Genomic DNA, 22,390 nt, shown 5'->3' with positions numbered 1-22,390 from the left:
ACCGACGCGCCCCCGCGGGCGCCCCTGGGGACGGCTCGTCGTCGCGGCGCCCCCGACGCCCCACCGACCCGGTGCCCGCACTGCGAAAGGACGAGTCCCACCCCTCATGAGGCCCGACGACGAGACCCTCCGCCCGCGCCGTTCCCTGCTCGGCCGGATCGTCGATCCCTTCGGCCTCGGGCGGGCGGCGCTCGACGCGCTCGACCCGGCCCGCCACCGCGGGCGGCGCGTGTGGCGGGGCGACGGGCGCGTCCACATCGGGGTACCGGCGACGGCCCGGGAGTCCGGCGCCGAGCTCCTGCGCGCGATCGAGAAGGCGCTGGCGGCGCACCCGGCGGTGGACTGGGCGACGGTGAACGCGGCCCTCGGCGTCGTGGTGGTCGCGCTCGCCGACGGCGAGGGCGGAGACCCGGCCACCGGGCCCGACGAGGTGACCGACGACCTCGTCGACCTCGTCGAGCTGCTCGAGGAGCAGGAGGAGCAGACCGAGGCCGGTCTGCTCAACCCCACCGGGGCGCACGCCTCGACCCCGGTCGCCCGGGCCGTCACCGCCTTCGCCGCCGACCTCGCGGGCCTCGGGTTCGCCGGGGTCGGCTCCGTGCTGCGGCGCACCCCCCTCCCCGTGGAGTACGCGTCGGCGGCGTCGTTCTTCGACCACCAGCCGCGCCTGCGCGCGGTCGTCGAGCGCGCCCTGGGCCGACAGCGCGCCGACGTGTTCCTCGCGCTCGCCAACGCCGCGGGTCAGGGCCTGGGGCAGGGCTCCACCGGTCTGCTCGTGGACGCGGCCTACCGCGCGATGCAGATCGCCGAGACCCGGGCAGCGGAGGACGCCTTCGCCCGCGCCGAGCCGCGGATGATGAGCACGCCCGAGCAGGTGGTCTCCGAGGTCGAGGACGGTCTCCCGGCCGCGCGGCCGGTGCCCTTCCCCGACGGGCCCGTCGAGCGCCACGGCGACTACGTCGGCGCGGCCGCGCTGGGCGGCTTCGGCCTGACGGCCGCCCTCGGCGGCCCGCGCCGGGCGATCGGGGTCGCACTCTCGACGCTGCCCAAGGCCGGCCGGATGGGCCGCGAGGGCTTCGCCACGACTTTCGGGCGGGTGCTGTCCAAGCGTGGCGCGGTGATCGTGGAGCCGACCGTCCTGCGCCGGATGGACCGTATCGACACCGTCGTGCTCGACGCGTCCGCGCTGACCACCGGCGCGCTGATGCTCGGGGACCTGGTCCTGGTCGAGGGTGGCCAGGAAGCCGACGAGCGCGGCCTGACCGCCCCCGACGGCTCGGAGGTGGGCGTCGAGTCGCTGACCCCGCTGGTCCACGAGCTGTTCGACCCGTCCGCCGCCACCCGCCCCGCCGAGCACGAGACCGGGTGGCTGCTGGCGCCGCTCGCGGCGGGCCGCGAGGACGAGCCGGGCGTCGCCGACGCCGTCGACACCGTGCGCACCGACGGCGCCACCGTGGTCCTCGGGCTGTCCTCCGGCGACGAGCTCGTCGCCGTCGTCGGCGCCCTGCCGGAGCCCGCCGCCGCGGCCGAGGCGCTGGGCGCCGCCGCCCGCCGGGCCGGGCTCGCCCTCGTCGTCGGGACCGACGCCGCGACCTCGGTGCCCGCGCCGCGGCGCCCCGAGCCGGTGGTGGAGGGCGCCCCCGACGAGGACGCCGAGGAGGGGGACGCCGGGGACGCGGTCGCGCTGCCCGGGGCCGACTCCTCCGTGCCCGCCACCCGCCGCACCGTCGACCGCGAGGTCCCCGGGGGCGAGGGGCTGGCCGCGGCGGTGCGGATGCTGCAGGCCGAGGGCGCGGGCGTGCTCGTGGTCTCGCGCGAGCGCGGCGCGCTGGCCGCCGCCGACCTCGGCATCGGGGTCGCCCGCGGCGACGGCACCCCCGCCTGGGGAGCCCACGTGCTGGTCGGCGACGACCTCGCGACGGCGGCGCTGCTCATCGACGGCGTCAAGGTCGCCAGGGCGACGTCGGGCCGCTCGGTGGCGCTCGCCCGCGCCGGCACCGCGCTCGGCGCCGCGATGGCCACCGCCGGGACCGCGCCGCGGGGGCCGTCGCTGGCCGGGCTCGCCGTCAACGGCGCCGCGGGCGTCGCGCTCGGCGCCGGGGCCTGGTCGGCCTCGGAGCTCGGGCGCAAGACCCTGGTGCCCGGCGTGGCGCGCACCCCGTGGCACGTCATGCCCGCCGAGACCGTGCTGACGCGCCTGGACACCACCGAGCGGGGCCTGTCGGGCGCCGAGGCCGTGCGGCGTACCCGCGAGGACCCCGCGGCGGACGCCGAGGAGGCCCCGTCGCTCGGCCGCGCCTTCCTCGACGAGCTGAACAACCCGCTCACCCCGGTGCTCGCCGGCGGCGCCGTGCTCTCCGCGGCGATCGGGGCGGTGGCCGACGCGGCCATCGTCGTCGGGGTCACCGCCGCGTCCGCGCTGATCGGTGGCGTGCAGCGGGTCTGGACCGACCGGGCCGTCGCCGGCCTGCTCGAGCGCTCCTCGACGCGGGCCCGCGTGCTGCGCGACGGCGTGCCGACGACGGTGACCGCGGACGACGTCGTCGTCGGCGACGTCGTCGAGCTCGGCCCGGACGACGTCGTGCCCGCCGACTGCCGGGTGCTGCGCGCCGACGGCCTCGAGCTCGACGAGTCCTCGCTGACCGGGGAGTCGCTGCCCGTGCCGAAGGCCCCGGCGCCGGTGATCGCCCGCTCGGTGGCCGAGCGACGCTCGATGCTCTACGAGGGCACCACCGTCGCGGCCGGGCGCGGTCGGGCCGTCGTCGTCGCCACCGGCTCCTCCACCGAGGTGGGCCGCTCGACCGCCGCGGCCCGGGCCAACGCGCCGGTCGCGGGCGTCGACACCCGCCTGTCGGGCATCACCAAGGTGACCACGCCGCTCGCGCTCGCGTCGGCGGGCGCCGTCGTCGGCGCGGGCGCGATCCGCGGGCTGCCGATGCAGCAGAACCTGCACTCCGGCGTCGGGCTCGCCGTCGCCTCGGTGCCCGAGGGGCTGCCGTTCATCGTCTCGGCGGCCCAGCTGGCGTCCGCGCGGCGGCTCTCGGCCGAGGGCGCCCTGGTGCGCAACCCGAAGACGATCGAGGCCGTCGGCCGGGTCGACGTGCTGTGCTTCGACAAGACCGGCACCCTCACCGAGGGCAAGCTCGCGCTGTCGGCGATCTCCGACGGCGTCAAGCTCCGCCCGACCGACCGGCTGCGGAAGCGCCAGCGCCGCGTCCTCGCGGCGGCTCTGCGCGCCACGCCGCGCCCGAAGGCGGGGGAGCGGCTCGCGCACCTCACCGACCGCGCCGTCGTCTTCGGCGCCCAGAGCTTCGACGTCGACCCGGAGCACAAGCGCCCCGGCTGGTGGCCGCTCGCCTCCCTCGACTTCGACCCCAGCCGCGGCTACCACGCCACCCTCGGGGAGGCCCGGGAGGAGGGTGAGACGCAGCGGGTGCTCTCGATCAAGGGCGCGCCCGAGGTCGTCATCGCCCGCTGCACGGACTGGGCGGGCACCCCGCTCGACGACGAGGCCCGCCAGCGGCTCGTCGAGCACACCGAGCTGCTCGCGGGCCAGGGCATGCGCGTCCTCGCGGTCGCCGAGCGGTCCGAGCCGTGGACCGGCCCGGAGGACCGGTACGCCGACGCCGACCCGGCCCTCGAGGTGACCGACGACGACGTCGCCGAGCTGTCCTTCGTGGGCTTCGTCGGCTTCACCGACCCGGTGCGCGCCGGGTCGCAGGCCACGGTCCGCGACCTGCGCGACGCGGGCGTGCAGGTCGTCATGATCACCGGCGACCACCCGAGCACCGCCGAGGCGGTCGCCGACGAGCTCGACGTCCTCGGTGAGGGCGGCACCGTCATCACCGGCCAGGAGATGGACGAGCTCGACGACGACGCCCTCGACGCGGTGCTGCCCAAGGTGCGGGTCGTGGCCCGCGGCACCCCGGCGCACAAGGTGCGCGCGGTGCAGGCCTTCCAGCGGCTCGGGCGCACCGTCGCGATGACCGGGGACGGCGCCAACGACGCGCCCGCCATCCGGCTCGCGGACGTCGGCATCGCGCTGGGCCGCCGCGGGACGCCGGCGGCCCGGGCCGCGGCCGACCTCGTCGTCACCGACGACCGCCTGGAGACGATCCTCGCGGCGCTCGTGGAGGGCCGCGCGATGTGGGCCTCGGTGCGCGAGGCGCTCGGCGTGCTCGTCGGCGGGAACCTCGGCGAGATCGGGTTCACGGTGCTGGGTGCGTCGACGACCGGGACCTCGCCGCTGACCGCCCGCCAGCTCCTGCTGGTCAACCTGTTGACCGACCTGGCGCCGTCGCTGGCCCTCGCGGTGCGCGCGCCGGCGCCCTCGGACGCCCGGTCGCTGCTCGCCGAGGGCCCTGAGGCCTCGCTGGGCGAGGCGCTCAACCGGGAGATCACGCTGCGTGCGGTCGCCACCGCGGGCGGCGCGAGCCTCGCCTGGGCCCAGGCCCGGGCGACGCCCTACGGCGGCCCGGCGCGCGCCCGGACGGTGGCGCTCGCGGCCCTCGTCGGGACCCAGCTCGGCCAGACCGTGGTCGCCGGGGGCTACCGCAGCCCGTTGGTGGTCGGGGCGAGCGCGATCAGCGCGGGGGCGCTGTTCGGGGTGATCCAGACGCCGGGGGTGAGCCAGTTCTTCGGCTGCACGCCGCTGGGCCCGATCGCCTGGGGCCAGGCGGCGGGCTCGGCGGCGGCGGCCACGGTGGGGTCGGTGATCGGCCCCGAGCTGGTGCGTCGCTACGGCGGCGTGGTGGCCCCCGAGGGCTCCGCCGTCGCGGATCTGTTGGACCGGCTCGGCGAGGTGCGCGACGATGCAGCGCGGCGCTACCTCGAGCTGCAGGAGAAGGTCACCGCTGCGCTCACCGGGTGAGTGGCGCTGGTCACCCTGGCGTGTTTGTGCAGGTCGCGGGCGGGGAACACTCACAGTGACTCCGTCGGCGGCGAACGAGCGCCGATGCGACAGAACGACGAACACGACGAGACCAGGGAGTTGTGGTCACCGCCATGGCCGACCGTGACGTGAAGCCGACCGACGACGGCTGGCAGGTCCTGAAGAAGGGCGCCCAGCGCGCCAGCGCGAAGGCGCCGACGCAGGCCGAGGCCGTAGCGCGAGCCACCGAGATCGTCGCCAAGGACGGCGGCGGGAAGGTGGTCGTGTACGGCACCGACGGCAAGGTCCGGGAGTCCCAGACCGTGAAGGCGGGCGCGGACTCCACCACCGAGGCGCCCAAGAACGCCGCGAAGGCCACCGCCGCGGGCGCGCGGGCCACCGGCAAGGCGGCCGCGGACAAGGCCGAGGAGACCGCCTCGAAGGTCGCGGCGGACGCCGAGGCCACCGGCGAGAAGATCGCCGACCGCGCCGAGACCTCGGGCAAGAAGGCCGCCGCGCAGGCCCAGGCCGGCGCCGAGGGCGTCGCGAAGGAGGCGAAGGCCGCCACCAACGGCAAGGCCCCCAAGGCCGCCGTCCGGGACGCCGCGACGATCGCCAAGACCTCCGGCGGGCAGGTCGCCGAGACGACCGAGCGGGCCGGCGAGCGCATCGCCAAGGACACCGCGCGGGCGGGCAAGCGCGCCGGCCAGACGGTCGGCGCCGCGGCCGACGAGGCGGGCGAGAAGGCCGTCGAGGGGGCCGACCGGGCCGACACGGTGAGCTCGGGTCTCGACGCCGAGCTCAACACCGTCGGGGACGACGTGGCCGGCAAGATCGCGAGCGTCACCGAGGCGCAGGCCCGTCGGGTCGACTCCTCGGTGCGTGAGGCCGCCCGGCAGGTCGACTCCTCGGTGTCGGAGGCCACCCGCCAGGTCGAGCAGACCGCCCCGTCGTACAACCCGGTGCGCATCGCCGGGCAGGTCGCGGGCTTCGCGGTGCGGACCACGTTCAGCCTCACCGGCGCCGTGATCTCGACCGGGGGGCACGTGCTCGCCGAGGCGGCGCGGAAGGTCACCGGACGCCGCTGAGCGTTCCCCGGACAGCACGAAGGGCCCGGTTCCTGGTGGAACCGGGCCCTTCGTGTGTCGTGCGCCGGCGGAGCGGGACGCGCCGTGGGGCGCGGTCGCTCAGGCGCTCAGGGGAAGCGGCTGCCCGGTACGGGCGGCACGCCGCATCTCCCGACGGTCCTCTTCCGAGGTACCGCCCCAGACGCCGGCCTCCTGGCCGGTGTCCATCGCCCACCGCAGGCAGGCGGAGCGGATCGGGCAGGTGCCGCAGATGAACTTGGCGGCGGTCAGCTGCTCGGCCGCGGGCCCCTCGGTGCCGACGGGGAAGAACAGTTCGGGGTCGTGGTCGCGGCAGGCCGCGAGCTCCCAGTCCATGGGTCCTGCAGTCCTTTCCTCACTCGTGTCCGTGTCGGTCGGGGCGTCCGCTGCCGGCGCGCCCGTGGCGTGCGTGGTCGTGCGTCCCGTCCCGGCGCGCGCACACGCTCGCGCGCCCCGGCGTCCGTGACACCGGTGACGGGTCGGTCTTCGCTGGGTCTGTCCTCGGGGATGCCGACGTCGGGCGGCCCGAGGGAGTCCCTCGGAGCAGAGACGTCGTGCGGTCCTCACCGGTTCCATCGGGCGGTTTCCCGTGGGGTGGTTGCCCGCCCGTGTGGAGCATCCGGTTGCCGGACAGCACTCCGAGGCGCAATCCGGCTCACCAGAATAGCCGGAGTGCGGTCGGAGCAAACGATCGCGATCGCCGTAGGCGTTCGAGTGAACTGTGACGTTGCTCACAGATCGACGTCGCCGACGGTGACCGTCTTGCGGTCATCACGGTACGTGCATCGCGGGGGGCGGCGGGGCACACTGGCCGGTGATGCCGATGACACCACCGGGGAAGCCGGGCGAGCGGGGGCCGCGATGAGGGCGATCGTGCTGGGACTGCGCGACATCGTCGTCGGGGCGATCTGTGCCGGAGCGCTCGTGGCGTTCGTCCTCGGCTACTGGATCATCGGCCTGGTCCTCGGGGTGATCGGGGTCTGGCAGGTCGCGCGGATCATGCGGGGGCGCCCCAGCATCATCGGGATCGACCAGCGGTGGGCCGACCAGGAGGGCCGCCCGAACCTGCGCGGGTGACGCGCGGCGGGTGACGCGCGCGCGGTCGGCCTCCCCGCGAGGATGGGCCCGTGCGCTGCGCCGTCATCGGGTCCACCGGCTACCTCGGGACGCGGCTCGTGCCGCGTCTGCTCGCCCGGGGCGACGACGTCGCGGTGCTCGTGCGCTCCCCGGACAAGCTCGCGCGGTGCGCCTGGGCGGACCGCGTGGACGTCGTCCCGGGCGAGCTGGGGGGCGACCCGGACGCGCTCGCGCGGCTCGTCGCGGGCGCCGACGCCGTCGTGCACCTCGCCCACGCTCTCGAGCGGGCGGACTTCCCGGCGCGCGACCGGGCCGCGGCCCACGCCGTCGCGGACGCCGCCGACACGGCGGGCGTCGGTCGGCTCGTCTACCTCGGGGGGCTGCGCCCGGCCGGGGACGACGCGTCCCGCCACCTGGCCTCCCGGGCCGAGGTGGCCGACATCTTCCTCGGCTCGCCGGTGCCGACGGCGGCGCTGGAGGCGTCGATCGTCGTGGGCTCCGGGTCGGCGAGCTTCGAGATGATCCGCTACCTCGCGGAGCGCGTGCCGGTGCTGCCCGCCATCCCGTGGCTGGCGCACCGGACCCAGCCGATCGCCGTCGACGACGTCCTGCACTACCTGACCGCGGCGACCACCCTGCCGCCCGAGGTGGACCGGGCCCTCGACGTGGGCGGCCCCGACGTCCTGACCTACCTCGACCTGGTGCAGCGCTACGCGCGCCTCGCCGGGCTGCCGCAGCGGCTCGCGGTGCCGGTGCCCGTGCCGGTCCCGCCCGGCGGCCCGACCGTCGCCGCGGCCGCCCTGGAGCTGCTCTCGCCGCTGCCGCGCGCGCTGGTGGAGCCGCTGGTCGAGTCGCTGCGCCACGAGCTCGTGTGCGGCGACTCGCTCACGGACGCGATCGCCCTGCTCGGGGCGCCGCCCGGCGGCCCGACGACCTACGACGCGGCCGTCCGCGCGGCGCTGGGCCGCCGCCGCGACGGGACCGACCCCGAGGAGCGCGACCCCACGCCGTCGTCGTCGCCCCGGGACGGAGTCGCGGCCGAGCGGCCCGCGGCGCTCGCGCTCGCGACCGACCCCGTCGGGTCGGGCGGCGCGACGTGGCGCTGGCGGTCGTCGGCCGACTCGCCGGCCGCCCCGGCGGCGGTGTGGGCCGTGCTGCAGCGCCTCGGCGGCGACACCGGCTGGTACACCCCGCCCGGGGTCTTCGGCGTGCTGGGCTGGGTGGACCAGCTGCTGGGCGGGGTCGGCGCGTACCGGGGCCGCCCGCACGGCCGGGACCTCGTGGTGGGCGACGTCGTCGACGCCTGGCGGGTGGAGGCCCTCGCGCCGCGGCGGCTGCTGCGGCTCCGGGCCGACCTGCGGGTCCCCGGCCGGCTCTGGCTGGAGTTCACGGTGGAGCCGCGGGGGTCGGGCTCGCGGCTGGAGGTCGAGGTCCGGTTCGCGCCCTCGGGGCTCGCCGGGGTGGCCTACGGGACGGCGCTGCGGGTCGGGGCGCCGCTGGTGTTCCCGTCGATGGTGCGGGGGATCGCCGGGGCCTCCCGGTAGGTGGCCTCCGGCCTCGTGAGCACTTTCTGGTGCCATAACACCAGAAAGTGCTCACGGGCGCGGAGCGCACCGGGCGGCGGCGTCCAGCGCCACCGCCCGCGTCCCGTTCCCGGTGTGCCCGCCGGCCTCGGTGAACACCCGCCGCTGCCGGGCGGCCCCGGTCGCGCCGGCCAGCACCTGCGCGCACCCCGCCCGTACGCGGGCGGCATCCGGCCCCAGCGCGTCCGCGACGTGCTCGAGCAGCGCGTGCACCACCGCCCCCGCCTCGGCGGGCCGGCCGGTGCGGGGGTCGACGAGCAGGCCGGCCTCGGTGTCGTGGCCGGGCACGCACCCCGACCGCGCCGCCCGCCAGTGGGCCAGGCGCAGCGCCTCCACCGGCGCGCTCGTCGGGGGCTCGCCGGCCGCCCACCCCCGGGCGGCCGTCTCGACCAGCGCGCGGGCCAGCAGCGCGACGACGACGGCCTCCTCGACCTCCCCGGCGACGTCGGCGACCCGGACCTCGACGGTCGGGTACGACGCCGCCAGCCGGGCGTCGAAGTAGACCATCCCCTCGTCGAGCACGGTGCCGGTCGCGATCATCGCCGCCACCGAGGCCTCGTAGGCCTCCGGGCCGCCGAACACCGGCGTCGGTCCCGCGCTGGGCCATCGCGCCCAGACCAGGGAGCGGTAGCTGGCGTGCCCGGTGTCGTCGCCGCGCCAGAACGGGGAGTTCGCCGAGATCGCGCGCAGCACCGGAAGCCACGGCCCGATGCGGTCGAGCACGCCGACGCCCTCCTCCCGCGAGGCGATCTCGACGTGTACGTGCTGGCCGTTGGTGAGCTGCTCGGAGGCGATCGGGCCGAACCGCTCGAGGATGCGGCCGTAGCGCCCGGGCGGCGGGCGCAGCGGGTCGGGGCCGACGGGGGAGGTGGCGAGCCCCGCGACCGCCGCGCCCTGCGACGCGGCCGCCTCCGCGGCGTCCCGACGGCGGGTGAGGAGGTCGTGCGCGAGCGCGTCGGCGTCGTCGTGCGGGGTGCTGCCGGTCTCCACCTGCTCGGCGCGCATCTCCCCGTCGAGGTCCTCGCCCGCCTCCCGCACCGGCGCGGCCAGGCCGAGGGGCCGCCCGTCGTCGGGGTCGACGAGCAGCAGCTCCTCCTCCACGCCGAGGCGACGCGCATCGTGGTCCACGACAGGGGATCATCGTCGTGTGGCGGCACGCGAGCAGGACCGGGGGGCCAACGGCGACGGCTGGGTCCACTGTGCGCAGGGCCACCGGCACTGGGGGCGCTTCGGCGCGGCCGGGCTGCTCGTGCTCGCCGACGGCCGGCTGCTGCTCGCCCACCGGGCGGTCTGGAGCCACCACGGCGGCACGTGGGGCATCCCCGGCGGGGCGCGCGACGGCGCCGAGTCCGCCCGGGACGCGGCGCTGCGCGAGGCCTGCGAGGAGACCGGGCTGGACCCGGCGGTCGTCGTCGTGACCGCCGAGACCGTCGACGACCACGGCGGCTGGTCCTACACGACGGTGCACGCCGCGCTGACCGTCGACCCGCCGGCGCTGCACCCCACCGACGGCGAGGCGACGGAGCTGGCGTGGGTGCCGCTCGGCGAGGTGGACGCGCTGCTGCTCCACCCCGGGTTCGCGGGCTTCTGGCACGGGCCGGACGCCCCGTCGCACTGAGGCGCGACCGGGCCGCGGCCGGCGGTCGCAGGCCCTACCGTGGGTCCATGGCCCCGGACCCGAGTGACTTCCTCGCCGTCGACGCCGAGCTGTCCGCCGAGGAGCGCGACATCCGCGACGCGGTGCGCGACTACGCCCGCGCCGAGCTCGCCCCGCGCATCGCCGAGTGGTACGAGTCGAACACGCTGCCGCGCGACATCGCCAAGGGCCTCGGGTCGCTCGGCCTGCTCGGCATGCACCTCGAGGGCTACGGCTGCGCCGGCACCAACGCCACCTCCTACGGGCTGGCCTGCCGCGAGCTCGAGGCGATCGACTCGGGGCTGCGCTCGTTCGTCTCGGTGCAGGGCTCGCTCGCGATGTTCGCGATCCACCGGTGGGGCAGCGAGGAGCACAAGCAGCAGTGGCTGCCGCGGATGGCGACCGGCGACGCACTGGGCTGCTTCGGCCTGACCGAGCCCGACGCCGGGTCCGACCCGGGGTCGATGCGCACCCGCGCCCGCCGCGACGGCGAGGACTGGGTGCTTGACGGCACCAAGATGTGGATCACCAACGGGACCCTGGCCGACGTCGCCGTCGTGTGGGCCCAGACCGACCCCGACGCGGGCTCGAAGGGGATCCGCGGCTTCGTCGTGCCCACCGACACCCCGGGCTTCACCGCCAACGAGGTCAAGCACAAGCTCTCGCTGCGCGCCTCGCTCACCGCCGAGCTGGTCCTCGAGGGCGTGCGCGTGCCGGGCGACGCGGTGTTCCCGGACGTCAGCGGGCTCAAGGGTCCGCTGTCGTGCCTCAACGAGGCCCGCTACGGGATCCTGTGGGGCGCCGTCGGGGCGGCCCGCTCCTGCTTCGAGGCGGCGCTCGCCTACGCAGGAGACCGCGAGCAGTTCGGGCAGCCGATCGCCGGGTTCCAGCTCACCCAGCGCAAGCTCACCGACATGGTGGTCGCGGTGAACCAGGCGTCGCTGACGGCGGCCCGGATCGGCCGGCTCAAGGACGCCCACGAGCTGCACCCCTCGCAGGTCAGCTTCGGCAAGATGGCCAACGTGCGGGCCGCCCTCGACGTCGCCCGCACCGCGCGCACCGTGCTCGGCGGCAACGGGATCACGCTCGAGTACCCGGTGTTCCGGCACATGACGAACCTCGAGACGGTGCTGACCTACGAGGGCACCGAGGAGATGCACGCCCTCTCGATCGGCCAGGCGCTGACGGGGCTGGCCGCCTTCCGGTGAGCGCGTCCCGCTGAGCCCGGACCGTCAGGCGGGCGGGGCGCAGACCACGCGGTCGCGCCCGGCCCGCTTGGCCTCGTAGAGGGCGCTGTCGGCGGCGCCGACGAGCTCGTCCACGCTGCCGGACGCGGTCGGGCTGGCGACGCACCCGACGGAGGCCGTGAGCCCGCGGATGCGTTTCGAGCCGCCCGGCCCGTCGACGGCGACGTCGAGGGCGTGGATGCGGGCGCGGAGTCGTTCCGCGGCGCGGGTGGCCGACGCGGTGTCGACCGCGGAGAGCAGGACGACGAACTCCTCGCCACCGAAGCGCCCCACCGCGTCGTAGGCCCGGACCTCCGCCGAGAGCGTCGCCGCCACCGCGCGCAGGACCTCGTCGCCGGCGAGGTGACCGTGGGCGTCGTTGACCGCCTTGAAGTTGTCCAGGTCGACCATGAGCACCGCGAGGCCGTGCCGCATCCGCCGGGCCCGCGCGAGCTCCTTGCCCGCCAGCTCGGCCCAGGCCGCCCCGTTGACCAGCCCGGTCTTCGGGTCGGTCCGTGAGGCCTGCCGGAACTGGTCCACCAGCACGCCGCGGTGGAGCATGATCACCGGCACCAGCAGGATCGGCACCAGCCACGGCGACGCCGAGGCGAGCACCGCCAGCGCCGCGCCCAGCGCGAGCGCCCCGAGCCCGAGCAGCGTGTCGGCGGGGCTCGCGAGGTGGCGCCGGACCGACGGCGTCGGCGAGGAGATCAGCAGGATGATCCCGACGACGAGGCCGTGGTTCACCGTCCAGCGCACCAGCGCGGCCAGCGCGATGAGGACGAGGCCCTTCGGTCCGGCCGCGGCGGTGAGCAGCGTGGACTTGTCGAAGTCGACCAGCACCAGCGCGGCCGCGCCGGTGCCCAGCACCACGGTCGCCCAGGAGAACGTCCAGCGGTGCGGCGGCGGGTGCTGCTCGTTGCGGATCCACCAGTAGGCGAACGTGACGGTGACCAGCACGAGCGCGGGTCCGAGGTGCACCAGCAGCAGTCCCGCGAAGGTCCACATCGACTTGAGGTCGATGAACGGCCGGTCGTCGCGGGTGATGCGGATGCGCTCGATGTGGCGGGCGGCCTCCGCGTGGACGGCCGCGCCCAGGAAGAGCAGCCCGGCGACCATCCAGTCCCGCGCGTCGGCCGGGCGCCACACGAAGGCGGCGACGAGCACGGCCACGGCGAGCAGGTCGACGGTGAGTACGTAGGTCAGCGCCCGGGGGCGGAGCGACCACAGGTCCCACCGGGTGGGCGCCATCGCGAGCAGGCCCGACCGGTCGCGGCGCGTGAGCTCCCCGGCGTCCTGGCCGGGCGGCCGCGCGCGAGGAACGGTCACGTTCTGCTGCCTCCGAAGCTGGGATCGGCCGGTGGCGGTGCCTCCTGGTCGCCGTGGGCGGTGCCCCCGCACCCGCCGGTCGCGCCCTCGTGCTCGTGACCCAACGGTACCCCGAACCACTCTGCCGAGGACGAGTGGATCACCCTTTCGTGGCGTCTCACCTGGTTGGTTGACGCCCGGTCGTCGTCTGGTGACCGAGGGCCACAGTTGGCAGGCTGGAGTCGTCCGACCGCAGAGCGTGATCGGGGCACCGCCCCGAGACGGCCGTCGAGCGCTCACGCGGAGTGACTCTCAACCCCGGATGGGGACCTCGTGCCACGCGTGGTGACGCCGCGCGCGGACACGGGGCGCGACCACGAAGGAGCAACGATGTCCACCTCCGACTCGAACTGGGTCCGCGACGACTCGAACTGGGTGCGGTCCGCCGCCCGCCACCTCGCCGGCGACGACTCGAACTGGGTGCGGGACGCCCACTGGCGGGACGCGCACTGGCGCTGATCCTGACGCGACCTCCCCGGGCGTCCCCGGGCGCCGCTCACGCGGCGTCGGGGGTGCCGGCCGTCGGTCCGGGCGATCCGGGTGATCCGGGCGGTTCCCGGGTCCCGCCCGACCCGCCGGTGTCGGCGCCCGAACCGACCCGGGCGCGCCGCCACGCGAGGCCGGCGGCGAGCGCCGCGACCACGCCCACGGCGCCGCTGAGCGCCACCGCGCCCGGCGGCGAGGTCGCCTGCGCGAGGACCCCGGAGACGAGCACGCCCACGCCCTGGGTGGCGCGCAGCGCGGTGACCGCGAGGCCGAACGCCTGCCCGCGGTGGGCGTCGGCGACCGCGGCGACGAACGCCGCGTTGGCCGGGACCTGGTAGGCGCAGCACAGCCCGGAGACCACCCACAGCCCGATCACCACGGGCAGCGGCGGGTCCAGCGCGGACCCGATCAACGGGACGCAGGACCCCACGGCGAGCGGTCCGAGCAGGCGGGGCCGCACCTCGGGGGCGACGAGCCGGGTGAGGGCCACGATCCCGACGGCGGCCCCGAGCGGGTTGGCCGCGAGCAGCAGCCCGACGGCGGCCGTGCCGGCGCCCAGGTGCGCGGCGTAGGGGGCGGCGAGCCCCTCGACGGTCACCACGAACGCCGAGACGCACGCGAGCGCGATCAGCGCGCGGAGCCGGGCGTCCCGGCCGACCACGCGCGCGCCCTGCGCGATCCGCGCGAGGGCCTCGCGCGCGCCCGCACCCGTCGTCGTCGGGACCCCGTCGGGACCCGCGGCGCGGTGCTCGGGCAGGCCCAGCCCGACGACGACCGCCGAGACCACGAACGTCGCCGCGTCGACGCCGAGGGCGGGGGAGACCCCGAGCAGGGTCACGAGCGGCCCGCCGAGGGCGAACCCGAGCACCTGGGCGGACTGGTAGGTCGTGCCGATCAGCGCGGCGCCGGCGACGTAGCGGTCGCCCTCGAGCAGGTGCGGCAGGATCGCCGAGCGCGCCGCGAGGAACGGCGCCGCGAGCATCTGCACGGCGACCAGCAGCACGCACAGCGCCGGCAGCGGCATGCCCGGCACGGCCATCACCGCGACGAGGACCGCCCGCGCCACGTCGGTGACGACCATCGTGGCGCGTCGGGGGAACCGGTCGGCGAGCCCGGAGAGCAGCGGGCCGGCGACGAGGTCGGGCAGGAAGGTCAGCGCGTAGGTCAGGGCGGTCAGCGCGGCCGAGGCGGTGCGGTCGAACACGAGCACCGTCAGGGCGACCCGGGCGACCTGGTCGCCGAGGATCGAGAGCAGCTGCCCGGTCCACAGCCGGCGGAAGGGCGCGACGGCAAGGGTGTCGGCGAAGGTGGCGGGGCGGTCGTCGTCGGGACCTCCCTGCGAACCCCGGTTGCGCCGCGTCATCGTCGGGTGACGCTAGGCGTTCGAGCAGCGTCGGTCGACGGCCTCTCGGGCGACGCGACACGCCGAACACGCGGACCACTGGCACAACAGGGGTCCCAACGGGCACACTGCTGCGCGACACCACCACGGTGATCACCGCGCTGCGGACGGCACGAGGACGTTGGGGAAGACGCTTCTCGTCTCGACCGGAGGTCAGCAGTGAGCACCCGTGGCGTGGTCTACGTCCACTCGTCGCCGCCTGCGGTCAATCCGCACGTCGAGTGGGCCATCTCGGGCGTCCTCGACGCCCGTGTCGTGCTGGACTGGACCGCACAGGACGCGGCTCCGGGCCAGATGAGGGCCGAGTGCTCGTGGACCGGCCCGGTCGGCACCGCGGCGCGCCTGGCGAGCGCCCTGCGGGCCTGGGGCATGCTCCGCTTCGAGGTCACCGAGGAGCCCAGCCCCGGCACCGACGGCGAGCGCTTCAGCCACGTCCCCGGGCTCGGGCTCTGGCACGGCCGCACGAGCGCGAACGGCGACGTCGTCCTCGGCGAGGACCAGCTCCGTTCGGCGATGGCCTCCGCCCGGCGCGACGGCCGCGACGCGCTGCACCACGCGCTCGACGAGCTCCTGGGCCGCCGCTGGGACGACGCCCTCGAGCCGTACCGCTACGCCGGCGACGGCGCGGCGGTCGGGTGGCTGCACCAGGTGGGGTGAGGCCCGTGCTCCGCACGGGCCCTCGGGGCTGGCAGAGTGCTCCCATGCGCTCCACGCCGACCCGCCGCACGGCGTGACCGGAGCCCGTGGGGGTCGGCTCGCGGCGCTGACCCGCCCCGCCGTCACGGTGCCGATCGCCCTCGTCGTGCTGCTGGCCGTGCTCGGCGCGGCGGCCGCCGTGCTGGCCGACCGGGCCTCCGGCACCGCCCGCGACGCCCTCGGGGACACCGGTCCGGCCCTCGCGGGGGTCGCGCTGCCCGACGACGGGTCGGCCGGGTCCCCGACCGTCGTCGAGAGCCCGTCGGCGGCCACGTCACCGCGCGCGGCCGAGATCCGCGACCTCGTGCAGCGGCAGGTCGACGCGCGCAACAACGGCGACTACGGGGCCTGGGTCGCGACCTCGTCGGCGACCTCCTCGGCCTCGGTGTCCTCGGCCCAGTTCGCCGACCGGAACCGCACGGTGAAGGTCGGCTCGGTGATCCTGCGGCGGATCGACCCGGTCGGCGACGGCGAGTACGTGGTGCCGATGGGGATGATCACGACCCAGGACCCGGCCGCGGCCCCGCCGGACGTCCGGGTGCCGCGGCTGTGCTGGCAGGTGTCGATGAGCGTGGTGACCGAGCGGGGGACGCTGCGTCTGGTGGACCCGTCGGCGGGGAGCAGCTTGCGGACGCCCTGTTAGGTGGGCTTCGCCCCCGTGAGCACTTTCTGGTGCTATGACACCAGAAAGTGCTCACGGGAACCGAAGGTTCACCATCGGTCTCCAACCCCCATGGGAGACCCAGAAGTCTGGCTGTGCCTGCTTCGCGAGCAGGACGGTGTCGTCACCCGGGCGCAGGCGCTCGCGCAGGGACTCACCGACGACGTCATCAGGGCGCACATCGAGGCCGGCCGGTGGCAACGCCTCTTCACCGGGGTCTATGCGGTGACGACGGGGCGGCCGACGGCCGCCATGTGGCGGCGGGCCGCCCTGTTGTTCGTGTCCGGTCCCGCCGTGCTCAGCCATGGCACCGCGGCCGCCGTGCTGGGCCTGCCCGGTGGCAGCGAGACGGGGCCGATCCACCTCACCGTTCCCTACGGGTGCTCGGCGCGGGGCTGCGTGGGGATCGAGGTGCACCGCAGCCGGGCGTTCCCTCACATCGTGCTGGCCAACTGCGACCCGCCGGTCACCAGCAAGCCGGTGACGCTGGTCGACCTGGCCGTCGACGCCCCGAGCGCGCGTGAGGGCATGCGGGTCCTGACGGCGGGCGCCACGCAGGCGAAGGTGCCGGGGGAGCGGATCGTGGAGGCCCTCGAGGTCCGGCGGCCGCGCCGTTACCGCACGGCGCTGCTCGCGGCGGCCCGGCTGCTGGTCGAGGGCGTGGAGTCGGTGCTCGAGGCCTGGTACGCCGACGACGTCGAGCTGGCACACGGGTTGCCGCCCGGCGTGCGGCAGGTCGGGCGGGTCGTCGAGGGGCGTCGTCGGGCCGAGGACCTGGAGTACGCAATGCCGTGCGGGGTGCTCACGGTGCGCCTGGACGGTTGGCGCACCCACGCGAACCGCCGCACCGCCCGCGTCGACCGCGCCCGCGACAACGCCGCCGAGCTCGAGGGCCGGGCCCGGCTGACGTTCGGCTACGAGGAGGTCAAGGACGCTCCGTGCGCGGTGGCGGTGCTGGTCGTGGCTCGCCTCCAGCAGCTCGGCTGGACCGGGCAGCCCACCCGGTGCACCCGGTGCCCGTGAGCACTTTCTGGTGTCATGGCACCAGAAAGTGCTCACGGGCCCGTAGGGCACCTACAGGGGGATGTTCCCGTGGTGCCCCCGCCCGGCGGGTGCGCTCGCGAGGGCGTCGACCAGACGGGCCCGCGACTGGGCCGGGTCGATGACCTCGTCGACCACCCCGAGCGACAGGGCCCGGTTCACCCCGCCGGCCGTCCGCTCGTGCTCCTCGGCCAGCTGGGTGTGCAGGGCCTCGCGCTCCTCCTCGGGCGCGGCCGCGAGCTGCTTGCGGTTGAGGATCCCGACGGCGGCCTTGGCCCCCATGACGGCGACCTCGGCGTCCGGCCACGCGAACACGGCCGTCGCCCCGAGCGAGCGCGAGTTCATCGCAATGTAGGCCCCGCCGAACGATTTGCGGGTCACCAGGGTCACCCGCGGCACGGTGGCCTCGGCGAACGCGTGCAGCAGCTTCGCCCCGCGGCGCACCACGCCGTCCCACTCCTGCCCGACGCCGGGCAGGTAGCCGGGCACGTCGACCACCACGACCATCGGGATGCCGAACGCGTCGCAGAGCCGCACGAACCGCGCCGCCTTCTCCGCCGACGGCGAGTCCAGGCAGCCGCCGAGGCGCAGCGGGTTGTTGGCGATCACTCCGACCGCCCGGCCCCCCAGCCGGCCGAACCCGACGACGATGTTCGGCGCGTACCGCGGCTGCAGCTCCTCGAACGGCGACTCACCCTCCGGCGCCGGGTCGAGCAGCTCGCGCAGCAGCGGGTGCACGTCGTAGGCGCGCTTCTTGGCCTCGGGCAGCAGCGCCTTGAGGTCGGACGACCGCGTGGACCGCACGTCGAACGACCCGGGCGTCGCGAAGAACCCGGTCAGCCGCCGGGCCCGGGCCAGGGCGTCGGCCTCGGAGTCGGCCACCACGTGGACCACCCCGGAGCGCCGCCCGTGGGCGTCCTGCCCGCCGAGCCCCTCGGCGTCGACGGTCTCGCCGGTCACCGAGCGCACGACGTCGGGTCCGGTCACGAACACCCGGCCCTGCGGCGCCATGATCACCAGGTCGGTCAGCGCCGGCCCGTAGGCCGCGCCACCGGCGGCCGGCCCGAGGACGACCGAGATCTGCGGCACCCGCCCGGAGGCGCGCACCATCGCCGCGAAGACCTGCCCGACCGCGTCGAGCGCCTCCACCCCCTCGGCCAGCCGCGCCCCGCCGGAGTGCCAGAGCCCGATCACCGGGCAGCGCAGCCGCAGCGCGGTGTCGATGGCCTCGACGATGTGCCGGCAGCCCTCCGAGCCCATCGCCCCGCCCATCACCGACCCGTCGGTGACGTAGACGACGACGCGCGAGCCGTTGATGCGCCCGTGCGCGGCCATCGCACCCGAGGAGTCCGGCGGGCGCAGCGGCGAGAACGTGCCTTCGTCGACCAGCGCCGCTCCCCGGACGTACGGGGAGCGCGGGTCGAGCTCCTCGGTCGGGAGCGACGCCGCGCGGGCGGCCGGCTCGGGGGACGAGGTCGAGGGACGGGAGTCGAGGGCGGTCATGCGATCTCCTCTCCGAGCCGCCACCCGCCGGTCGGGCGGGGAGCGGTGGGCAGGGTGGACGGTGCGGTACGGGTCGGCGGACCGCACCGTCCGGCGGCGTCGTGGGGCCTCGGGGTGCCGCGGCGCACCGGGTCAGGCAGGGGTGACGGCGAGCGAGACGTTGTGTCCTCCGAAGCCGAAGGAGTCGTTGACGGCGGCCTCGAGGGCCACCTTCCGGGCCTCGCCGGCGACGACGTCGAGCTCCACGTCGGCGTCGAGCTCGGTGAGGTTGGCCGTCGGGGGCACGAGGCCCTCCTTCACCGCGAGGATCGTCGCGATCGCCTCGACCGCGCCCGCGGCGCCGAGCAGGTGACCCAGCGAGCCCTTGGGCGCGGAGAGCACCGGGTGGTCGCCGATGGCCTTGCGGACGGCGACCGTCTCGGCCACGTCGCCGACCGGGGTGGAGGTCGCGTGGCAGTTGACGTGCCCGACGTCGGAGGGCTCCAGGCCCGCCGTCCGCAGGGCCGCCGCTATCGCCCGCGACTGGCCCGTGCCCTCGGGGTCGGGCGCGGTGATGTGGTAGGCGTCCGCGCTGGTCCCGATGCCGGCGATCCGGCCGTGGACGGTCGCGCCCCGGGCCTTCGCGAACTCCTCGCGCTCCAGGACGACCATGCCGGAGCCCTCGCCGAGCACGAAGCCGTTGCGCTTCGTGTCGAACGGCCGGGAGGCGAGCGTCGGGTCGTCCCAGTCGTGCGCCATGGTCCGGGCCTGGCAGAACCCGGCGAGGGTGATCGGCGCGATGCAGGCCTCGGCGCCGCCGGCGACGACGACGTCGACCTCGTTCGCCTGCAGCATCCGCCAGCCCCAGGCGATGGCCTCGGCCCCGGACGCGCAGGCCGAGACCGGCGCGTGGATGCCCGCGGCCGCGCCGAACTCCAGGCCGACGTGGGCGGCGGGCCCGTTCGGCATGAGCATCGGGATCGTCAGGACCGCGACCTTGCGCAGGCCCTGCTGCTCGAGAATGTCGTCCTGCCCGAGCAGGGTGAGGGCACCGCCGATGCCGGTCCCGACGACGACGGCGAGGCGCAGCGCGTCGACCTTCGGCGACCCGTCCTCGGTGGCCGGGTAGTCGCCGAGGTCGGCGTGGGCCCATGCCTGGCGGGCCGCGATGATCGCGACCTGCTCGGAGCGGTCGAGCCGGCGCAGCTCGACGCGCTTGAGGCTCTCCGAGGGCTCGACGGCGAGCTGGGAGGCGAAGTCGACGGGGAGCTCGAAGCGGGCCGGCCAGTCGTCCTCGATCGGCCGGGCCCCGGAGGCGCCGGCCAGGAGGCCGTCCCAGGTGGTCTGCACGTCTCCGCCGAGCGGGGTCGTCGCGCCCATCCCGGTGACGACGACCCCCTGACCGGGCGCGCTCACGAGTGCGAGGAGATGTAGTCGACGGCGTCGGACACGGTGGTGAGCTTCGCGAGCTCGTCGTCGGGGATCTTGACCCCGAACTTGTCCTCGGCCTGCACCGCGATCTCCACCATCGACAGCGAGTCGATGTCGAGGTCGTCGACGAACGACTTCTCCGGAGTCACCTCCGAGGCGTCGACGCCGGCCACCTCCTCGACGATGCTCGCGAGGTCGGGGAGGATCTCTTCCTTGGAAGCCACGTGGCTCCTTTCCTTGCGGGGTTGGTGGTGAACCGGGGACGTTAGGGCAGGACGACCACTTGGCCGCCGTACGACAGGCCGGCCCCGAACCCGACGATGAGCGCCACGTCACCGGAGCGCACCCGGCCCGCGCCGCGCATGTGGTCGATCGCCATCGGGATGGACGCCGAGGACGTGTTGCCCGAGTGGACGATGTCGTCGGCGACGACGAGGTCCTCCCGCGCGCCGTGCTGGCGCAGCTTCTTCGCGATGGCCTCGACGATGCGCAGGTTGGCCTGGTGCGGGACGAGGACGTCGACGTCGGCCGGCGTCAGGCCCGCCTTGTCCAGCGCCTCCATCGCGATCGGCGCGATCTTGGTGGTGGCCCAGCGGAAGACCGCCTGCCCCTCCTGGCGCAGGTAGTTCTTCTCGTCGATGCCGATCGTCGACACGAGGTCGCCGGCGGCGCCCCACGCCACGGGACCGACCCCGACGTCCTCGGGGGTCTCCGCCGGACCGAGCACCGCGGCGCCGGCGCCGTCGGCGAAGATGATGCAGACCGACCGGTCGTCCATGTCGAGCCAGTCGGAGAGCTTCTCCGAGCCGACCACGAGGACGTGGCGCGCGGTGCCCGAGCGGATCATGTCCGCGGCGATGCCGGTGCCGTAGCAGAACCCGGCGCAGGCGGCGTTGACGTCCATGGCGCCGATCCCGTTGACGCCGATCCGGTCGGCCATCTGGGCGGCCGCGTTGGGGATCGGGGTCGGCATCGTGCAGGTCGCGACGACGACCGCGTCCAGGTCGGTGGGGGAGAGGCCGGCGTCGGCGAGGGCCTTCGAGCCGGCGTCGGCGCCCATCGAGACGACGGAGTCCTCCGCCGAGGCGAACCGGCGCTCGGCGATCCCGACGCGGCTGCGGATCCACTCGTCGTTGGTCTCGACGCGCTGTGCGAGCTCGTCGTTGGTGACGATGCGGTCGGGCTGCGAGCTGCCGAGGCCGAGGATCTTCGCGCCCGCGACGGGGTCGGGCTGGCGGATGGTGCTGCGCAGGGCCATCACTGCCCCCGCAGGAGCTCGACGGCCGCCGCGAGGTCGTCGGGCGTGGACACGTTCACGGTGGCGGTCCCCTTGATCTGGCGCTTCACCATCCCGGTGAGCGTCCCGGCGGGCGTGAGCTCGACGGCGCCGGTGAGGCCGCGCTCGCGCAGGGTGTCCATGCAGGCGTCCCACCGGACCGAGCGCGTCACCTGGGCGACGAGCCGGTCCAGCATCTCGGTCCCGGAGGTGACGACGGCGCCGTCGGCGTCGGAGAGCAGCGCCAGCACCGGGTCGGCCGGGGCCAGTTCGTCGCGGTGCTCCCCGACCCACGAGGCCAGCGCCTTCTCGGCGGGCTCCATGAAGCGGGTGTGGAAGGCGCCGGCGACGGCGAGCGGGCGCACCCGGGCGCCCTCCGGCGGCTCGGCGGCGAGGGCCTCGACGTCGGAGGTCCGGCCGGCGGCGACCACCTGGCCGCTGCCGTTGCGGTTGGCCGGCTCGAGGTCGCGCTCGGCGAGCGCGGCCAGCACGGTGTCGGCGTCACCGCCGAGGACGGCGGCCATCGACGTCGGCTCGACCGCGCAGGCGGCGGCCATCTCGCGGCCGCGCACCGCGGCGAGGGCCACGGCCTGCTCCGGGCTGAGCACCCCGGCGATCGCGGCGGCGGCGAGCTCACCCACGGAGTGGCCCGCGACCGTGGTGTCCTCGGGCAGGGCGTCGGCCGATCCCAGCGAGCCGCTCCCACGGGTCGAGCTCCGCTCCGCTGCGTCTCCCGCCAGCTCACCGAGCAGCGCCTCCCCGGAGAGCAGCGCCGAGGCGACGAGCAGCGGCTGGGTGACCGCGGTGTCGGCGATCGTGTCGGCGTCGGCCTCCGTGCCCAGCTGCACGAGGTCGAGGCCGGAGGCCTCGGAGAACGCCGCCAGCCGTTCGCGGGCGCCGGGGCGTTCCAGCCACGGAGCGAGCATCCCCGGCTTCTGGGCGCCCTGACCGGGCGCGAGGATCGCGATCACACTCCGTACCCCACCACGTGCGGGTTGCGTGCAGCAGGCGCCGCGGTGACGAATCCTCATCGGGGATCGTTGTGGGGT

Annotated in this window: 19 protein-coding genes; 10 read left to right on the top strand and 9 right to left on the bottom strand. The window is 75.8% G+C overall.

Going from position 1 to position 22,390, the window contains the following annotated elements; genetic code table 11:
- Positions 1 to 106 precede the first annotated feature (106 nt).
- Together HH311_RS21545 and HH311_RS21540 are read left to right on the top strand one after the other, a co-directional pair.
- Entirely contained in the window at positions 107 to 4,870 is a 4,764-nt protein-coding gene (locus HH311_RS21545) for a cation-translocating P-type ATPase (protein WP_169185749.1), read from the top strand.
- Between the two features lie 134 nt (positions 4,871 to 5,004).
- On the top strand, positions 5,005 to 5,958 hold the full coding sequence (locus tag HH311_RS21540; protein WP_169185748.1) for a DUF2188 domain-containing protein: 954 nt from the start codon (positions 5,005 to 5,007) through the stop codon (positions 5,956 to 5,958).
- 99 nt (positions 5,959 to 6,057) lie between these two features.
- Here the strand turns inward: HH311_RS21540 and HH311_RS21535 are convergent, their stop codons facing one another.
- Positions 6,058 to 6,312: a WhiB family transcriptional regulator gene (locus HH311_RS21535; RefSeq protein WP_169185747.1), complete on the bottom strand. Its 255-nt coding sequence runs from the start codon at positions 6,310 to 6,312 to the stop codon at positions 6,058 to 6,060.
- Positions 6,313 to 6,837: 525 nt separating this feature from the next.
- Here HH311_RS21535 and HH311_RS21530 point away from each other — a divergent pair.
- A complete protein-coding gene (locus HH311_RS21530; protein ID WP_169185746.1) occupies positions 6,838 to 7,053 on the top strand; it encodes a hypothetical protein in 216 nt (71 codons plus the stop codon).
- A gap of 50 nt (positions 7,054 to 7,103) precedes the next feature.
- Positions 7,104 to 8,597 carry a DUF2867 domain-containing protein gene (locus HH311_RS21525; RefSeq protein WP_169185745.1) on the top strand — a complete coding sequence of 498 codons (1,494 nt, stop codon included), beginning with the start codon at positions 7,104 to 7,106 and terminating at the stop codon, positions 8,595 to 8,597.
- 51 nt (positions 8,598 to 8,648) lie between these two features.
- Here HH311_RS21525 and HH311_RS21520 read toward each other — a convergent pair whose 3' ends face one another.
- On the bottom strand, positions 8,649 to 9,764 hold the full coding sequence (locus HH311_RS21520) for a glutamate--cysteine ligase (RefSeq protein WP_169185744.1): 1,116 nt from the start codon (positions 9,762 to 9,764) through the stop codon (positions 8,649 to 8,651).
- Positions 9,765 to 9,783: 19 nt separating this feature from the next.
- On the opposite strand from HH311_RS21520, the gene HH311_RS21515 reads away from it, so the two are divergent.
- Entirely contained in the window at positions 9,784 to 10,254 is a 471-nt protein-coding gene (locus HH311_RS21515; protein WP_169185743.1) for an NUDIX domain-containing protein, read from the top strand.
- Between the two features lie 47 nt (positions 10,255 to 10,301).
- On the top strand, positions 10,302 to 11,480 hold the full coding sequence (locus tag HH311_RS21510; RefSeq protein WP_169185742.1) for an acyl-CoA dehydrogenase family protein: 1,179 nt from the start codon (positions 10,302 to 10,304) through the stop codon (positions 11,478 to 11,480).
- A 24-nt stretch (positions 11,481 to 11,504) separates the two neighbouring features.
- On the opposite strand, the gene HH311_RS33470 is transcribed toward HH311_RS21510, so the two are convergent.
- Positions 11,505 to 12,827, bottom strand: coding sequence for a GGDEF domain-containing protein (locus HH311_RS33470; RefSeq protein ID WP_169185741.1), 1,323 nt, complete (start codon positions 12,825 to 12,827; stop codon positions 11,505 to 11,507).
- A gap of 369 nt (positions 12,828 to 13,196) precedes the next feature.
- Between HH311_RS33470 and HH311_RS32785 the strand changes: the two genes are divergently transcribed.
- Positions 13,197 to 13,325 (top strand): hypothetical protein, encoded by a 129-nt coding sequence (locus HH311_RS32785; RefSeq protein ID WP_282439684.1) that lies wholly within the window; start codon positions 13,197 to 13,199, stop codon positions 13,323 to 13,325.
- 37 nt (positions 13,326 to 13,362) lie between these two features.
- Here the strand turns inward: HH311_RS32785 and HH311_RS21500 are convergent, their stop codons facing one another.
- Positions 13,363 to 14,715 (bottom strand): MFS transporter, encoded by a 1,353-nt coding sequence (locus HH311_RS21500; protein ID WP_169185740.1) that lies wholly within the window; start codon positions 14,713 to 14,715, stop codon positions 13,363 to 13,365.
- A 198-nt stretch (positions 14,716 to 14,913) separates the two neighbouring features.
- On the opposite strand from HH311_RS21500, the gene HH311_RS21495 reads away from it, so the two are divergent.
- From HH311_RS21495 to HH311_RS21485, 3 genes are all read left to right on the top strand, one after another.
- Positions 14,914 to 15,411, top strand: coding sequence for a DUF3145 domain-containing protein (locus tag HH311_RS21495; RefSeq protein ID WP_169185739.1), 498 nt, complete (start codon positions 14,914 to 14,916; stop codon positions 15,409 to 15,411).
- 73 nt (positions 15,412 to 15,484) lie between these two features.
- On the top strand, positions 15,485 to 16,093 hold the full coding sequence (locus HH311_RS21490) for a hypothetical protein (protein WP_169185738.1): 609 nt from the start codon (positions 15,485 to 15,487) through the stop codon (positions 16,091 to 16,093).
- Positions 16,094 to 16,183: 90 nt separating this feature from the next.
- Positions 16,184 to 17,134: a type IV toxin-antitoxin system AbiEi family antitoxin domain-containing protein gene (locus HH311_RS21485; protein ID WP_169185737.1), complete on the top strand. Its 951-nt coding sequence runs from the start codon at positions 16,184 to 16,186 to the stop codon at positions 17,132 to 17,134.
- Between the two features lie 51 nt (positions 17,135 to 17,185).
- On the opposite strand, the gene HH311_RS21480 is transcribed toward HH311_RS21485, so the two are convergent.
- The 5 genes from HH311_RS21480 to HH311_RS21460 all read right to left on the bottom strand — a co-directional run bounded on the left by HH311_RS21480 (position 17,186) and on the right by HH311_RS21460 (position 22,267).
- Entirely contained in the window at positions 17,186 to 18,655 is a 1,470-nt protein-coding gene (locus tag HH311_RS21480) for an acyl-CoA carboxylase subunit beta (protein WP_169185736.1), read from the bottom strand.
- Positions 18,656 to 18,787: 132 nt separating this feature from the next.
- The gene (locus HH311_RS21475) at positions 18,788 to 20,050 is read right to left on the bottom strand and encodes a beta-ketoacyl synthase (protein WP_169185735.1); all 1,263 of its coding nucleotides are present in this window, start codon (positions 20,048 to 20,050) and stop codon (positions 18,788 to 18,790) included.
- On the bottom strand, positions 20,047 to 20,289 hold the full coding sequence (locus HH311_RS21470) for an acyl carrier protein (protein ID WP_018331414.1): 243 nt from the start codon (positions 20,287 to 20,289) through the stop codon (positions 20,047 to 20,049). The genes HH311_RS21475 and HH311_RS21470 overlap by 4 nt, the downstream gene beginning before the upstream one ends.
- Before the next feature lie 41 nt (positions 20,290 to 20,330).
- Complete coding sequence (locus HH311_RS21465; RefSeq protein WP_169185734.1) at positions 20,331 to 21,323, bottom strand: beta-ketoacyl-ACP synthase III; 993 nt, start codon at positions 21,321 to 21,323, stop codon at positions 20,331 to 20,333.
- Positions 21,323 to 22,267, bottom strand: a complete 945-nt coding sequence (locus HH311_RS21460; RefSeq protein WP_211190615.1) for an ACP S-malonyltransferase — start codon at positions 22,265 to 22,267, stop codon at positions 21,323 to 21,325. Before HH311_RS21460 ends, HH311_RS21465 begins: the two co-directional genes overlap by 1 nt.
- Between the last annotated feature and the right edge of the window lie 123 nt (positions 22,268 to 22,390).

Origin of the sequence: Actinomycetospora sp. TBRC 11914, from assembly GCF_012933465.1 — a bacterium.
Taxonomy (GTDB): Bacteria; Actinomycetota; Actinomycetes; order Mycobacteriales; family Pseudonocardiaceae; genus Actinomycetospora.
The sequence above is the reverse complement of the archived record's forward strand: the minus strand, read 5'-3'. Positions and strand labels throughout refer to the sequence as shown.

What these genes read in the sequence shown, in the direction of transcription:
- HH311_RS21510 (WP_169185742.1), top strand. Translation starts at nt 10,302, where the DNA reads ATGGCCCCGGACCCGAGTGACTTCCTCGCCGTCGACGCCGAGCTGTCC.
- HH311_RS21460 (WP_211190615.1), bottom strand. Translation starts at nt 22,267, where the DNA reads ATGCTCGCTCCGTGGCTGGAACGCCCCGGCGCCCGCGAACGGCTGGCG.
- HH311_RS21465 (WP_169185734.1), bottom strand. Translation starts at nt 21,323, where the DNA reads ATGGCCCTGCGCAGCACCATCCGCCAGCCCGACCCCGTCGCGGGCGCG.
- HH311_RS21480 (WP_169185736.1), bottom strand. Translation starts at nt 18,655, where the DNA reads ATGACCGCCCTCGACTCCCGTCCCTCGACCTCGTCCCCCGAGCCGGCC.
- HH311_RS21540 (WP_169185748.1), top strand. Translation starts at nt 5,005, where the DNA reads ATGGCCGACCGTGACGTGAAGCCGACCGACGACGGCTGGCAGGTCCTG.
- HH311_RS21485 (WP_169185737.1), top strand. Translation starts at nt 16,184, where the DNA reads ATGGGAGACCCAGAAGTCTGGCTGTGCCTGCTTCGCGAGCAGGACGGT.
- HH311_RS32785 (WP_282439684.1), top strand. Translation starts at nt 13,197, where the DNA reads ATGTCCACCTCCGACTCGAACTGGGTCCGCGACGACTCGAACTGGGTG.
- HH311_RS21535 (WP_169185747.1), bottom strand. Translation starts at nt 6,312, where the DNA reads ATGGACTGGGAGCTCGCGGCCTGCCGCGACCACGACCCCGAACTGTTC.
- HH311_RS21530 (WP_169185746.1), top strand. Translation starts at nt 6,838, where the DNA reads ATGAGGGCGATCGTGCTGGGACTGCGCGACATCGTCGTCGGGGCGATC.
- HH311_RS21500 (WP_169185740.1), bottom strand. Translation starts at nt 14,715, where the DNA reads ATGACGCGGCGCAACCGGGGTTCGCAGGGAGGTCCCGACGACGACCGC.
- HH311_RS21545 (WP_169185749.1), top strand. Translation starts at nt 107, where the DNA reads ATGAGGCCCGACGACGAGACCCTCCGCCCGCGCCGTTCCCTGCTCGGC.